We start from the raw sequence: 15,638 nt of genomic DNA, 5'->3' as shown, positions 1-15,638 counted from the left end.
GTTCAATTTTCTACCCCGGACGATGCTCCATGATTAACGATCTTTCTGTTTCTGATATGGTGAAGAAATTCGGCGATTTTACCGCTGTTGACGGTGTCTCATTTGATGTTCCCGCCGGATCTTTTTTTTCTATTCTCGGTCCTTCCGGCTGCGGCAAGACCACTTTACTGCGTATGATTGCCGGATTTGAAGAACCCACTTCCGGTGACATAGTAATACGGGGCGGGAGCATGCTCGGGGTGCCGCCCAACAAACGTCCGGTTAATCTGGTTTTCCAGCATCTGGCTCTATTTCCCATGATGAATGTTGCTGAAAACATAGCTTTCGGGCTGAAGAGGCGCGGGGTTGGGGCTGCTGAGATCAAGAAGAAGATCGAAACTATTCTTGAGCGGGTTGGGCTGCCCGGTTATGGCGGGAAACAGATCAATCAGCTTTCCGGGGGCCAGAAACAGCGGGTGGCAATTGCACGTTGTTTAGTGCTGGAACCTTCAGTGCTGCTCCTTGATGAACCGTTGGGTGCGTTGGACTTGAAGCTGCGCGAGCAGATGAAGGTGGAACTGAAGAAGTTGCAGGCCAAGGTAGGCACGACATTCATTTACATAACCCACGATCAGTCAGAGGCCTTGGTTATGTCCGACCGGGTGGCGGTTATGAATAATGGCCGCTTCGAGCAGGTTGGCAGCCCGCAGGAACTTTACGGAAAACCCGCAACTCCTTTTGTGGCTCAGTTTGTGGGCGACAACAACAAGTGGAGTGGTAAGGTCGTTGAGAGTGACGCGGAAAAAGTCAGTATTCTTACAGATGAAGGCTATACCTTCCAGACCAAGCCCCACAGTGCTTGTGCTTGCGGCGGGCGGGCTGATTTATTTCTGCGTCCTGAGGCCATGCTCATTGAACCCAAGGACCGCACTGGCTTGAATGTTTTTGAAGTGACGGTAAAGAGTATCCTTTTTGACGGGGCTAACAGCCGCTTGCTGACCGTGACCAAAGAGGAGCATGAGTTGATCGTCAGCCTGCCCCAGAACCGCCGCTTTGATCACATCGAACCGGGCAATGAGATTTCCGTGGGCTGGCATCCTGATTCCGGTATCTGTTTCGGAGCGGAGGAGTAGCTATGCCCCGTTCACGAATGGTTTTCTGGATATTTTTCGCTCCGGTAATTATGTGGCTGCTGCTTTTAATAGTGCTGCCGCTCTGTGATCTGTTGACCATGAGTTTCAGGGGGGAGAATGATTACGGCGACATGGTTTGGACCCTGCAGAATTACATCAATTTTTTTGATGAACCAGTCTACTGGCTTACCTTTGTGCGTACCTGCCTCTATGCAATTGTGACCACATTCATTGTCTTTCTGATTTCAATGCCCGTCTCTTTCTATATTGCCAAGTTGGCCCGCTCGCGGGTTCAGGGGGCGTTGATGATTATGCTACTGCTGCCCTTCTGGGTGAGTGAGCTGGTCCGTATCTACGGCTGGATGATCCTGCTGCGCGAGTCCGGGGTGCTTAATTTCTTCATGCTCAAGATCGGGCTGATCGATAAGCCCATCGAAATGCTTTACAATGACGCAACCATGATCATGGGCTTGGTTTATACTTCCATGCTGTTTATGGTTGTGCCGCTGGTTTCGGTCATTGAGAGCCTTGACGACAGCCTTATCGAAGCGGCCCACGATCTGGGAGCCGGGCAATGGACCATCTGGCGGACCATAATCATCCCCCATTGTAAACCGGGCATAACTTCCGGCTCTATTGTGGTCTTCATGCTTGTGCTCGGTAACTACCTTACCCCGAACCTCATGGGCGGTAAGAACTCCCTCTGGTTCACGGAGCAGATTTACAATCAGTTCATTGCCAGCTTCAACTGGAATCAGGGCTCAGCCTTTGGCTTCCTACTGCTGATCTTGAGTTCACTGATCATCTGGGCCGGGCTTAAACTTACTCGCCAGAAACTCGGGGAGGTGGCATCATGATTCGTTCCCTGCCGCGCAGTAAAACATACAATTGGTCCTTCAATTGTTTCATTGTTTTGTATTTTCTTTTTTTGTTTGCCCCGCTGGTGGTTACCTGTGTGCTGGCCTTCAACAATTCAGATTTTCCCTCTTTGCCGTGGAAGGGTTTTACCTTGGACTGGTTTCTTTCCAGCGGTCCGGATCGAATAGGGTTGTTCCATGATGACCAGAACCTGCGTTCCATTGTGACCAGCTTTCAGACTGCGTTCTTTGTCTCCATCTTGAGCGTTATCGTGGGTACATGCGCCAGTTTCCTATTTGAGAAGGAAGAGTTTCCCTTTAAAGGATTGCTCTATTTTCTGATGTTGGCCCCGCTGGTTATCCCCGGAGTTATCCTCGGTATTTCTCTGCTTTTGGCTTCCAACACTGCGGGGACATATTTTGATGAGACTTTCGGGCTTGATTTTGAAGTCTTTCGGCCTAGCTTCTGGCTGGTGGTTCTGGGGCAGTTCTCCTTCATCACCACTTTTGTCACCCTTGTGGTTTCGGCAAGGCTGCGCAAGTTTGACCATTCCCTTGAGGAGGCAGCCCTGAATCTAGGGGCAACACAGCTGGAGGTGATCTGGCACATCACCCTGAAGTTCCTGCGTCCGGCCATCATTGGTGCCGGGGCGGTGGCCTTTTTGATGAGTTTTGAGAACTTCAACACCACTCTCTTTCTGGTCGGTTCCGAACCGACCCTGCCCATCAACCTTTACTTGCAGGTCCGTGACGGAAGCACCCCGGTGATCAATGCGGTCTCGCTGATGCTTATTGTGGGTACTTCGCTTTTGGCGCTTTGCAATCTCTATTTCTCCAAGCGGGAGGAGTAGCTCTTGAACAAAAATAGCCCAGCCCCGCTAATCCGGGACTGGGCTTTAATAATACACGCCTTAGCCATGACCCCAAACGGCAGTGTTTGGGTAAGAATCCATTAACTCTGTCTGTACTTTCAGCTTAAGAATTCGTTTGCCGCCAGAGTTGCACGGCGTCTTTCCGGTTATACAGCCTTGTCTAGCCATGGGGCTGTCCGGAGTTTTGTGGTTTCTGAGTATATACTTTTCGGTTGATAAGTACCTCCATTCGCCGTTGCCATGCATGGAGTTCTTCCATGTTCTTTCCAGCTGGGTCTTAGGTCGTGTCCGACAGAAGGAATCGGGGATTCCCCTGCCTTCGGCCAATGTCCATTTGCATGAACTTCCAGACAGCTTCCGTGGTTATCGGCGTTGTTCCGTGATGCGGATTGGAAGAACGCTTTTTGTGCGGATAGCTGTTCCCTGATTGAAGCCTTTGTTCCGGCAGTGGTGTCCGGAAGCGGAGTGCACTGAGTTTGAGGGAATGCGCATTTAAGGCTTCAGTCAGAAAATTTTGTATAAATTTATGAGTCGTTGTAAATTCTTGGAACTCTGGCCATGAGCGTGGACACAATCTCGTAATTGATAGTCCCAAGCTCGCAGGCCATCCTTTCTGCTGGAATTTCAGCGTGTTCCTGCCTGCCGATGATGACCACTTCATCCCCGGCCTTAACATTCTTGATTTTTCCTACATCAATGACGCTCTGGTCCATACATACCCTGCCTACTATGGGGGCCTGCTGTCCGTGGACCAGTACTTTTCCGGCTGAGGAGAGTTGTCGCCTGTATCCGTCCGCATAGCCGAGCGGGATTGTTGCCAGCTTTGTTGCGCTTGGGGTGGTGTAGGTATGCCCGTAGCTGATCCTGAATCCAGCGGGAACTTCCTTGATCTGTGCTATGCGGGCCTTAATCTGCATGGCCGGTTTGAGGTCGGCATTCTGCTGATGAACTCCGTTTGAAGGATAGAGCCCGTAAAGCATGATCCCGGGACGGACCATGTCCAGATATGATTCCGGAAGATCGATTATTGCAGCACTGTTGGCAGCATGTTTGAGGGGGATATTGATTCCTCTTCTTTCAATGTCCGTTATAATACTTTTAAAAAGTCTCAGCTGCTCAAGCGCACTTGTTTTGTCCGCCTCATCGCTTGCAGCGAAATGGGTGAAAAGGCCTTCTACTTCCAGATTTGGGAGCCAATTGATTGCGCTGACTGATTCCAGCAGTGCCTCGTGATTGGATTCGTCCACGATTCCCAATCGGCCCATTCCGGTGTCTACCTTTATATGTATTTTTAGCTTCTTCCCTGCCTGACTGGCCGCTTTGTTAAGCTCAGAGGCATAGTCGTTTGAAAATACGGTCTGGGTGATATTGTAATTAAGCAGTTCTTCTGTCGCCTCAGGAGGAGTGTAGCCGAGAATCAGGATCGGTTTTTCAATACCGTGATTGCGTAGCGCGATTGCTTCATCCAAGCGTGCTATGGCGAAATAGTCTGCGCCGGCTTTATTTAAGCAGTCTGCTGTTTTGGTAAGGCCGTGTCCATAGGCATCAGCCTTCACTACAGCCATTATTCTGGGCTGATTTTTAACAAGGCGTTGAACTTCTTCAAAATTATGTCTGATTGAGGATAGGTCTACTTCTGCCCAGATGGGGGCGAAAGCTTTAGGGTTATTCATGGTGCACCTCGTTTTCCTGCAAGCCTGATGAAATTTTCAGCAACTCCTTCCGGGCGGTGGCATTCGCCCGGAAGGAGTGCGATGTGGGGTCCGTATGTTCTTATGCTTTTACGAAACTATTTTTTGGTTTCGGTAGCAGTGGAGGGTTCCATGCTTGCGGATTTTTCTTCCTGCTTTGCGAAGTACTTCTTGGTTTCGGAGACTACAACCGGGGTCAGCAGCAGAAGGCCGACAAGGTTGGGGATAGCCATGAGTCCGTTGAAGGTGTCGGAAAGGTTCCAAACAAAGCTGAGTTTTGCAATGGCTCCGATGCCTACGAAGCAGATGAATACGAGGCGGTAGGGCAGTACTGCTTTTACGCCGAACAGGTATTCTATGGATTTTTCACCGTAGTAGCACCAGCCGAGGATGGTGGAGTAGGCGAAAAGGATCAGACCGATGGTTACAATGTGTTCACCGCCGGAAAAACCTGCACCGAAACCGATGGTGGTAAGTTCAGCACCGGTAGCACCGCTGGACCAGGTTCCGGTGAGGATCAGAACAAGGCCGGTCATGGTACAGACGATGATGGTATCGATGAAGGTCTGAGTCATGGAGACCAGAGCCTGAGTTACGGGCTGCTTGGTCTGGGCTGCGGCTGCTGCAATAGGAGCACTACCAAGACCGGATTCATTGGAGAATACACCGCGGGCAACACCCATGCGGACAGCCAGCATAATGGTGGAACCAGCGAATCCGCCTACTGCTGCGGTGGGGTTGAAAGCCTGTTCTACGATGAATCCAATTGCTGCGGGAACTTCAGCGATGTTGATCAGAATGATGTAGGATGCGCCGGCCATGTAGAAAACGATCATGACGGGCACGAGCAGTCCGGTAACTTTACCGATCTTTTTGATACCGCCGAGGATAACGGCAGCGGTCAGGATTGTCAGCAGTCCACCGGTAACGTAGGGGGAGATGCCGTAAGTGGCTTCAACTGCATCGGCAACGGAGTTGGACTGAACCATGTTACCGATACCGAAAGCGGCGATGGATGCGAAGATTGCAAAGAGGGTACCCAGCCAAGGCATTTTGAGGCCTTTGGATATGTAGTACATGGGGCCACCACTCATTTCGCCGTTTTCATCAACGATGCGGTATTTAACAGCCAGAACAGCTTCCGCGTATTTGGTGGCCATACCCACGAGGCCGGTCATCCACATCCAGAACAGTGCGCCGGGGCCACCTACTGCGATGGCTGTTGCAACACCGGCAATGTTACCGGTTCCCACTGTTGCGGAGAGGGCGGTCATCAGGGCCTGGAAGTGGGTGATGTCGCCGGGTTCGTCAGTGTCTTCCTTGCGTTTGATGAGGGCAAGGTAAAGGGCGTACCACAGTTTTCTGAACTGCAGTCCGCGCAGAGAGAAAGTTAACCATATCCCGGTTCCGACGAGCAGAACCAACATGGGCGGGCCCCAAGCAAAGGCCCCTACTTTTCCAACCAGTCCGTCCAGTAAAGTCAAGAATTCCATATCATCCCCTTGTAAGTTTTTCAGGTTACATCCAAGACTGCCGAGAAAACTCCAGCTGTGGTGTAAAGAGTCCCGGTGAGCAGACCGGCCCTCTCTTTCCTGTGGGGTTATAGGAAAACACTGGGGCATGCGCAGAACAGCCTGCGCATTGCCCCAGTGTATTTTGCGATTATTTCTAACTCATTCTCAACAGTCTTCCTGATTTGACTTATTTGTCTGAATTGTCAGCAGATTTTATATTTTTTAGTTGTCGTAGAGAACGCCTTCAACGGGAGTGAATTCGAGGTTGAATGCGTCGGCAACGCCCTTGTAGGTAACCTTGCCGCCGACCATGTTCAGGCCGGTTCTGATTGCGCGGCTGTCCTGAGCTGCCTGTTTCCAACCCTTGTTTGCGATCTCGAGAGCGTAGGGCAGGGTAGCGTTGGTCAGGGCCATGGTGGAAGTCATGGGCACTGCACCGGGCATGTTGGCAACGCAGTAGTGGATAACTCCTTCTACGTCGTAGACGGGATCACCGTGGGTGGTGGGCTTGGAGGTTTCAAAGCAACCGCCCTGGTCGATGGCAACGTCGACGATAACGGAGCCGTCTTTCATGGTTTTAAGCATTTCGCGGGTAACCAGTTTGGGTGCTTTAGCACCGGCAACCAGAACTGCGCCGACAACAACGTCAGCTTCCTGGACCAGCTCACGAAGGAGTGCGGGGCTGCTCATCATGGGGAAGCAGTTCTTGGGCATGATTTCGGAGAGGTAACGCAGTCTTTCGAGGTTCATGTCGAGGATAGTTACTTTAGCGCCCAGACCGCAGGCCATCATGGCTGCGTTGGTACCAACTACACCGCCGCCGATAACAACAACGTTTGCGGGAGTAACACCGGTTACGCCGCCCATGAGCATGCCGCGTCCGCCGAAGTAGCGTTCGAGGTACTTGGCGCCTTCCTGAACTGACATGCGTCCAGCTACTTCAGACATGGGGGTCAGCAGGGGCAGATCGCCTTTATCGCCTTCTACAGTTTCATAAGCGATGGCCACAGACTTGTTCTTAACGAATGCACGGGTCAGGGGCTCATCAGGAGCAAAGTGGAAGTAGGTGAAAACGATCTGGTCTTCGCGAACCATGTCGTATTCAGAAGCCTGGGGTTCTTTAACGTGCATGACCATTTCACATTCTGCATAAATCTCAGCAGGGGTGTCGATGATCTTTGCTCCGGCTGCAACGTAGTCTTCATCGGAAAAACCGCTGCCTACACCGGCGGATTTTTCAACCCACAACTCGTGGCCGTTGGCAACCATAACTTCAACACCGGATGGTGTCATGGAAACTCTGTTCTCTTCCGCTTTGATTTCTTTCAAGATACCAACTTTCATTTCCACTTCTCCTGATTTGTTTGTTTACGCCCCGCAATCACGACGGGACAGCTGTTGAAAAATAGAGTCTGAGCTCTTGGTTGGTTTCTCTTATGGCAATCCGCATGCCAAAAAATGTTAAGAGCGTGAAATTGAATATTGGTGTGAAGTTAAAGATTTATGAAAACGGAAGTTTATGAGAAAAAATTAAATATTGTGCGAATATTCACAAAATAATCACGCATTATGGAGCGGTTCAAAAGAGGGCAGTTCGGTATGAAAAGTTTCCAGAGTGGGCTGTTGTATTGAGTTAAACGTCTTTAATTTAAGGAATTATATGAAATGGTAGTAAATGTTTCCATTGTAGATATGTCTGGTGAAATCTGCGTTGATCGGTGAAAACAAAAGGAGGGATAGCTGGTATAAAAAGTTACCATAAAAGATCCCCGTGACTTGTTTCAGAGTCACGGGGATGGGTTTGGGGTAGTCTTTTTGAGTTGGATTAGCTGGTGGATTTTGCAGGTTCCCATGGAAGGATCTTGCTTTCATTACGCAATCTGTGCTTTTCAATTTTCTTTAGTAGTGCAGTATGGGAAATGCCCAACTTTTTAGATGCCTTGCGGATGCTCGAAGTAGAATTAAGGACCTCAAGGAGTATTTGCACCTCATATTTGCCGACCATATCTTTCAGGGATGTGCCTACTTCTACAGTGGTGGGTATGGCCCTGCATTGCTGCCCGCAACTTGATTGCTGTTTTGAGTTCAGGTGGATTGAGTCTGCGGAAATTTCATTTGAGTTGCTGAAGATTGAGGCCCGTTCAATCACGTTCTGTAATTCACGGACATTGCCCGGCCAACTGTAATGCAACAGCTTTTGCTGCCCGGCTACACTGATAGTTTGCTCTTTCTTTTCCAGCTTGCGGTTGAAGCGGTTCAGGAATCTGCCAGCCATAAGTGTTATGTCTAAGTGCCGTTCGCGTAAGGGGGGAATCTGGATGTTCAAGACGTTGATGCGGTAGAAAAGGTCTTCACGGAAATCCCCGGCAGCAACCATATCATTCAGGTTCTTGTTGGTTGCGGTGATAACCCGGGCATTGACTGGAATCTCTTCCACCCCGCCGATGCGGCGTACGCAGCCTTCCTGCAGGACGCGCAATATCTTGGCCTGCGGTCCGGGGGGCATGTCACCGATCTCATCAAGGAATATAGTCCCGTTCTGGGCTGCTTCAAAGAGTCCGGGTTTGCCCTTTTTCTTTGCTCCGGTGAAGGCTCCGTCAATGTATCCGAAAAGTTCGCTTTCAATGAGTTGTTCGGGCAGCGCTGCGCAGTTGATGGGGATGAAGGGACCGGTTCTGCCACTTTCAAAGTGGATGGCCCGGGCGAAAAGTTCTTTACCTGTGCCGCTTTCTCCGGTGATGGAGACAATTGTATCCAGCTCGGCAATACGCTTGGCAAAGGTGATCAGGTTTTTGATAGCCGGACTCTCGCCGATGAAGTCGTCGAATTTGAAGTCGATGGGGGTCATGACCGCATCAACCATGGCTTTGACTTCCTGCAGGTCCTTCATGAGCAGGACTGCGCCAACGAAATCTCCTTGTGAATCGTGGATGGGCTTTGCTGATCCGTAAAAATCAACCCGGCCTGTGCTGGTGACCGCGGATTTCCTTCTATTGACCGGAATCCGTTTTTCCATGCACTCCATGAGTAGATTGTTTTTAGGAGTTATTTCACCTACATAGGTATTGACAATGCTTTCGTAAGGGGTGTTCAGGATGTGGCAGGCTACACTGTTTGCGGTATTGATGATGCCTTTGGAATTAACTGAGACAATGCCTTCACTCATGCCGTCAAAAAGGGTACGGAACCATTTCTCTCTTTTTTCCTGTGGAAGCCTTTTGAGTTCAGTCTGGCTGTCAATTCCGGGCAGGGTGGCAAATAGAGTGAGCATTTCTTCGGTATCAAGGGTGTGCCCTCCCTCAATTTCCACTGAAATTTGAGCGAAGCCCTCTTTCTGCTCAACTTCCATACTGATGATGTTCAGCTTGTGTTCCATCATGAGTTTGGTGATGTCAAAAACGATCCCGATGCGGTCCCTAAACAGAAGTTTATACTTTTTGTTTTCAACCATTCTTTCCCCGTTTTGTACGTTGTCTGGATATGACCGTATCTTTTTGTGAGTGGAAAGAAAAGAGGTAAGTGGTAACTTTTGAGACCGATAAGTTTTAAGCGTTGTTAATTACGGGTTAAAACAAGCATGTCTGTATGTTTTGGTAATATAAGTTTCCATTATCTTGGTTGCGGGTAAAATGAATTACGGCTCTCAGGAATAAACCCCGCCTTGTTCATTGTACTTACTGATGCTATTTTCGTTAAGACCGTAATAGTTTCTTACAAGGGGACAGTGACATTGATTTTTAAGACTCCGGACAATGACCTTTCTTTTCGCTCTCAATTTTCATGTGTTCTTTTCTTTTTTTTCTGTCTCGTCGTTCCGATCTCTTGCATTCCCTCCGGGGCTGTCTTTGCTGATCCTGTCCTGCAGGATAGCTCTTCTTTTCCGTTGAAATTAACTCCTGAAGAAGAGCAGTTCATCCGCAGCGGTTTGCCACTCAGAATCAGTGAGGTGGACTGGGAACCTTTGTCTATAATTGATGAAGAAGGACAGTTCCGGGGAATCATAGCGGACTATATGCAGATGATTTCTGAAATGTCCGGCTTGAAATTTGAGTTTGTTGCCAGTGAATCATGGGCTGATGTTCTCCGGAAATATACTGAAGGTGAGCTGGATGTTATTCCGGCTCTTAGCAGCGAGGATATGGTCGGAAGGGAAGTCCTTTTCTCTGATGTTTATGTCTCATTTCCCTTGGTCATCGTTACCGGAAATAAACATGGCGCAGTAAGGGATTTATCGCAGTTGAACGGTAAGAGGGTCGCTGCAGGACAATCGTACACTAGTTATCATTACGTGGAAGATAATTTTCCTGAGATCGAACTGGTCGGCACTTCCGATGTGGAAGATGGGCTGCTGCTTTTGACCAAGGGGCAGGTTGATGCTTTTGTGGGCCACCTTGCAGTGGTGGTCGATAATATGCACAGGCTTGGAGTGGAAAACCTTAAAATTGCGGGAACTACCAAGTTTGAGTTTGAGCACCGTATCGGCGTAGCTCCAGAGTACCCCCAAGTCTTGTCTATCATCAATAAAGCGCTTGCTGCCATCAGTGATAATTCCCACCGTGAAATTCGTAAGAAATGGTTTGATGTCCGTTACGAACAGTCTGTGGACTATACTGAGATACTGCTTCTTTTTGCGTTCATGGTTCTTGCTCTGACCACAATCATTTTTTGGAACCGCAAGCTTTTCAGACTCAATGAATCTTTGAATACTGAGGTTGCGCAGCGTCGCCGCATGGAGAAAGCCCATAATATCCTTTATGAGATTGCTCTGTCCGTGTCGCGGGTTTCAGGCATTGATGAGTTTTATTCAATTGTGCAGGGGCAGGTTAATAAACTGATGCATGCGCGAAATTTTTATATTGCTGCCTATGACCGGGAAACAGGCACTATTAGTTTTCCATATTTTTCAGATGAAAGAGAGAATGCTCCGGCACCGCGGAAAATGGGGATCGGTTTAACTGATTATGTTGTCAAAACCGGTGAACCCTTATTTGGTGATCTGGCTACCCGCATGCAACTCCGCGGAGAAGGGGAGTACGGGCTTATCGGTCCGGAATGCAACATCTGGCTTGGTGTCCCTTTGAAGCTTCATGGTGATGTTGTGGGGGTTATGGCTGTTCAGACTTATAGTGACAGTGAGCCCCTTGATAAAAAAGACTTTGAGGTTCTGCTGTTTCTTTCCACCTATGTGGGGCTTGCGCTTGAGAGGCTGTCTCTCATGGAGCAGGGCCGGGAGCAGAATGAGGCCCTGAAAGAAAGGGAGATCAAGTATCGGTCCATTTTTGACAATGCCAGTGATGCGATATTGCTTATGGATCTGGACTATAATTTTTTCAGTGCCAATCCTGAAGCTGTCTCAATGTTTCGCTGCGGATCAGAGGAAGAATTACTTTCATACCGACCGGAAAATCTTATTTCCCCTAATCAGTTTGAAGGTGAATCTTTGGATGCTTTGCTGGGCGAATGGGTTAAGACTACAATGGATTCTGGCGGGTTGGATTTTGACCTTATCTGCAGGCGTTCGGATGGGGAGGAATTTTTCGCCAGTGTCCGTGCCCGTAAGATGATTATCAGCGGAACTCCCCTGATTCAGGCTACTTTGAGTGATGTAACGGAGAAGCGCCGGAGCAAGGAAGAGATCGAGCGTTCTGTTTCCCTTCTGACCGCTACCATTGAATCTTCTGCTGACGGTATCCTTGCCGTGGACGGTTACGGACAGGTGGTGGCATGGAACTCACGCTTTTCAAGTATGTGGAATATATCGGAACATGTTCTGCAATCCGGAGTTGTTTCTGATGTGTTCGGATATATTGCGGAGCAGGTGAGTAATGATCATTCTGCCCACGGGCTTTGGGATTATTCTCTGGAGTCAGAGTCTGGACAGGTCGAGGAACTTATACTCAGTGACGGTAGAATTGTAGAAAAATACTCCAATCCTCAGCGTATCGGAGCTGATATTGTAGGCAGGGTTTGGAGCTTCCGGGATGTGACCAGAAAACGTTTAAGTGAAAATGAGTTGCGGGATTCCTATCAGCGGTTGAACGATATTATCGAATTTCTGCCAGACCCGACGATTGTTATCGATAGTGAAGGGGGGGTGGTCGCTTGGAACAAGGCCGTTGAAGAGGTTACCGGGGTTAGCAAGGAAGATATGATCGGCAAAGTCGATTATGAATATGCATTGCCTTTTTATGGAGAACGTAGACCGATCCTTATTGATTTCGCCCTTAGGGATGATCTTGAGCCTTTGACTGACCGCTATGAGTCTTTAGAGCGCCGTTCCGGAATGCTTTACGGTGAAGTATATACTCCCAGGGCTTTCAATGGGCAGGGAGCCTATTTCTGGGGTGTTGCTGGGCCATTGCGTGATCATTCCGGGAAGATTGTCGGTGCTGTTGAGTGTATGCGTAATGTGACCGAGCGTAGGAGGGTGGAAAAGGAACTTAACCGGGCAAGGTTGGCTGCGGAGGCAGCTACCCGCGCTAAGTCGGAATTTCTGGCTAATATGAGTCATGAAATACGTACGCCCATGAACAGCATTATTGGATTCGGGCATTTGATGCAAAGTGCCGACCTTGATCCGGCGCACCGTGAATATTTAAACAAAATGATGTCCTCGGCTGATTCCCTGCTGTCAATTATCGGTGATATTCTTGATTTTTCAAAGATTGAAGCTGGTAAGTTCGTGTTGGAGGATGTTGAGTTCCAGTTGGATCATGTTTTGGAAAAAATATGCAACATGGTCGCGGTCAAGGCAGAGCTTAAAGGTATTGATTTTGTCCTTTCTGTTGAACCTGAAGTTCCTTTGTTCCTGCGCGGTGATCCCTTACGGCTTGAGCAGGTGCTGACCAATCTTGCAAACAATGCGGTCAAGTTTACTGATAAGGGTGAAGTCAACCTGATTGTTTCCTGTGAAGAGAACTGCACCGATAAAGCGCAGATTAAATTTATTGTCCGGGACAGTGGCATTGGTTTGAGCAGTGAGGAAATAACCATGCTGTTCAACTCCTTCACGCAGGCAGACGCTTCCACCACCCGCAAATACGGCGGGACCGGGCTGGGATTGGCTATTGCTCGGTCTCTTGTGGAATTAATGGGTGGGACCGTCAATGTTGAAAGTCAGCCCGGAGTGGGGAGCTCTTTCTATTTTACCGTGCAACTGACTGCTATGGACAAGGGCAGCAGCATGGCCTTACCCGCAGGCAAAGAGGGCTTGAAAGCTCTTGTTATTGATAGCAACAGGTTGGCCTGTGAATTTATCCGTTCCACATTGGAAAAAGCCGGTTTTATGGTTGCTGTGGATAGATCAGCTTCCAGTGCACTTGAACGACTTGAAAGGCAGGTGGATAAGGATGGCTTCGGTTTGATTCTGGTCTCCGCAAAATTGCAAGACATGCATGTGTTTGAGGTCGTTGATCAGATCAGGGATATTTCTTCGCTGGAGCATGTTCCGATTGTTTTAATGGCTCCTGTAAATTCAGATGAATCCTTCCGTAAGGAAGCCGCCCTTGCTGGTGTCGATGGGTTTGTTACCAGGCCGGTTTCACGTATTTCATTGTATTCTGCTTTGCTGGGTGAATTCAATGAGGAAAAACATGCTGATCCTCCTGCTGCAGAGTTGCAGGATGCTGTTGAGCTGGAATTAACCGGGCAGAAACCGAAGATTCTACTCGTTGAAGATAACGAGCTTAACCAGCAGGTTGCCCGGAGAATGCTGGAAGGTATGGGGCTTGAAGTTGATGTGGCCGGTAATGGTCGCAAGGCTTTGGAGGCCTTAGAGGAAGAAGCGTACAATCTGGTCATTATGGATATCCAGATGCCGGAAATGGACGGGCTGACTGCGGCTAAGATAATCCGATCCTATGATCGCTACAGTAATCTGCCTATTTTGGCTATGACCGCTCATGCCATGCCGGGTGATAAGGAGAAAAGCCTCGAAGCCGGTATGAATGAACATTTGACCAAGCCTATTGATCCTGAAGAGTTGAAAAAGGCTTTGGATAAATATCTGGACGCAGGTGATATTACTTATGTCCTTGATTCCAGAGACCTTTCAGAGGCTGATGAAGATCTGCCTGACTTCCCCGGTATAGACAGCGCAATGGGATTACGTAATATCGGAGGTAAGAAGGATAGTTATCTGAAGGTATTGCAGGGATTCAAGGAACGATATGCAGGTTTTAAAGATGAATTGAAAGCAGTTATGGCTGAGTCAGGACCGGAACAGGCCTTGATTAAAATTCATTCCTTGAAAGGAATTTCCGGAAATATCGGAGCTGTAAAGCTTTATGAATTCTGCCGTATTCTGGAAGGTGATCTTCGAGAGGAGGACCGTAGTGGATATGAAGGTGACCTACAGCTTTTTGTTTCTGAGCTTGATCTGGTAATCGAGGGTTTGCAAGGACTTAAGGTTGTAAGTGAGGATAACTTCCGGGAATATGTGTACGATAAAGAAAAAAGTTTTAATCTTATTAATAAGCTGTATATAATGCTTGGTGAAGGTGACGCTGAATGTGGCGATGTGCTTGATGAATTGCGAACCCATTTTAATCTGGAACGTTTTGAAGAGCAGCTTGCAGAGTTAACCCGCTATATTGAAAATTTTGATTTTGATGATGGACGTTCCCTGTTGAAACGAATTGCCGGTGAACTGAATATCACGCTGGATAAAGGATGGGATTGATGGAAGAGAGATCTAAAATTCTGATTGTCGATGATGAGCGTTTGAATCTAAATGTTCTTTCGGATCTGCTGCGGCAGGATTATAAGGTTGTTTTGGCCAAGAACGGCAATCAGGCTCTTGATCGGGTGAATTCTGAGAATCCTCCGGATCTGGTACTTTTGGATGTGCTTATGCCGGAAATGGACGGGTATGAAGTCCTGCGTAAAATCAAATCTTCAGATAAGAGCAAGGATATCCCGGTTGTTTTTATCACCGCTCTTGATTCCGAGCATGATGAGGCCCGAGGTCTCGAAATGGGGGCCGTGGATTATATCCGCAAGCCTTTCCATCCTCCAATTGTCAAGGCAAGGATCAAGAATCATCTGACCATAGCCAGACAGCGTAAGCTTCTGGAAGGCCTTGCTAATCTGGATGGTCTTACTGAAATGCCCAACCGTAGAAGTTTTGAGCTTGCGCTGGAAAGGGAGTGGCGTCGGTGCAGCCGTTCCGGGGATAAAATGTCACTTGCCATGCTCGATGTGGACTGTTTTAAGCAGTATAACGACAACTACGGCCATACCGCCGGGGATGAGGTCCTGAAAAAAGTTGCTGAGGTCCTTCAGTCCGAGGTCCAGCGTCCGGCTGATGTTGCCGCACGGTACGGCGGAGAAGAATTTGTTCTCTTGCTGCCGGACACTGATTCCGATGGCGGAAGGTATATTGCTGAAAAGATCAGGGTCTTGATTTCTGAGCTGGGTATCAAGCATGGGTTTTCTTCAGTAAGCAATGTGCTGACGGTAAGTCTTGGCGGAGTGACCGTGGTTCCGTCTACCTTTTCAAAAGCACAGGATTTGACAGTAGGTGCAGATTCAATGCTTTATGAGGCCAAGCGCAGGGGAAGAAATATGGTCCTCTGGACTGACCTGACCTGAT

Annotated in this window: 9 protein-coding genes; 5 read left to right on the top strand and 4 right to left on the bottom strand. The window is 48.6% G+C overall.

Going from position 1 to position 15,638, the window contains the following annotated elements; genetic code table 11:
- Positions 1 to 29 precede the first annotated feature (29 nt).
- The 3 genes from ACO05Z_RS17005 to ACO05Z_RS16995 are packed head-to-tail and all read left to right on the top strand — an operon-like array spanning position 30 to position 2,820.
- Entirely contained in the window at positions 30 to 1,112 is a 1,083-nt protein-coding gene (locus ACO05Z_RS17005; RefSeq protein WP_421903377.1) for an ABC transporter ATP-binding protein, read from the top strand.
- Between the two features lie 2 nt (positions 1,113 to 1,114).
- Entirely contained in the window at positions 1,115 to 1,969 is an 855-nt protein-coding gene (locus ACO05Z_RS17000) for an ABC transporter permease (RefSeq protein ID WP_421903376.1), read from the top strand.
- Complete coding sequence (locus ACO05Z_RS16995) at positions 1,966 to 2,820, top strand: ABC transporter permease (protein WP_421903374.1); 855 nt, start codon at positions 1,966 to 1,968, stop codon at positions 2,818 to 2,820. The genes ACO05Z_RS17000 and ACO05Z_RS16995 overlap by 4 nt, the downstream gene beginning before the upstream one ends.
- Positions 2,821 to 3,365: 545 nt before the next feature.
- Here the strand turns inward: ACO05Z_RS16995 and alr are convergent.
- From alr to ACO05Z_RS16975, 4 genes are all read right to left on the bottom strand, one after another.
- Entirely contained in the window at positions 3,366 to 4,514 is a 1,149-nt protein-coding gene (alr, locus tag ACO05Z_RS16990; protein ID WP_421903373.1) for an alanine racemase, read from the bottom strand.
- Positions 4,515 to 4,630: 116 nt separating this feature from the next.
- Complete coding sequence (locus tag ACO05Z_RS16985) at positions 4,631 to 6,025, bottom strand: alanine/glycine:cation symporter family protein (protein WP_421903372.1); 1,395 nt, start codon at positions 6,023 to 6,025, stop codon at positions 4,631 to 4,633.
- A gap of 243 nt (positions 6,026 to 6,268) precedes the next feature.
- Complete coding sequence (gene ald, locus ACO05Z_RS16980; protein ID WP_421903371.1) at positions 6,269 to 7,390, bottom strand: alanine dehydrogenase; 1,122 nt, start codon at positions 7,388 to 7,390, stop codon at positions 6,269 to 6,271.
- A 481-nt stretch (positions 7,391 to 7,871) separates the two neighbouring features.
- Positions 7,872 to 9,497, bottom strand: a complete 1,626-nt coding sequence (locus ACO05Z_RS16975; RefSeq protein ID WP_421903370.1) for a sigma 54-interacting transcriptional regulator — start codon at positions 9,495 to 9,497, stop codon at positions 7,872 to 7,874.
- Between the two features lie 432 nt (positions 9,498 to 9,929).
- On the opposite strand from ACO05Z_RS16975, the gene ACO05Z_RS16970 reads away from it, so the two are divergent.
- Together ACO05Z_RS16970 and ACO05Z_RS16965 are read left to right on the top strand one after the other, a co-directional pair.
- Complete coding sequence (locus ACO05Z_RS16970; protein ID WP_421903369.1) at positions 9,930 to 14,726, top strand: response regulator; 4,797 nt, start codon at positions 9,930 to 9,932, stop codon at positions 14,724 to 14,726.
- Positions 14,726 to 15,637, top strand: a complete 912-nt coding sequence (locus ACO05Z_RS16965) for a GGDEF domain-containing response regulator (protein WP_421903368.1) — start codon at positions 14,726 to 14,728, stop codon at positions 15,635 to 15,637. The genes ACO05Z_RS16970 and ACO05Z_RS16965 overlap by 1 nt, the downstream gene beginning before the upstream one ends.
- Position 15,638 lies beyond the last annotated feature (1 nt).

It is taken from the genome of Maridesulfovibrio sp., from assembly GCF_965230075.1.
GTDB lineage: Bacteria > Desulfobacterota > Desulfovibrionia > Desulfovibrionales > Desulfovibrionaceae > Maridesulfovibrio.
Note: the sequence above shows the minus strand (reverse complement) of the source record. Positions and strands in the feature narration are given on the sequence as shown.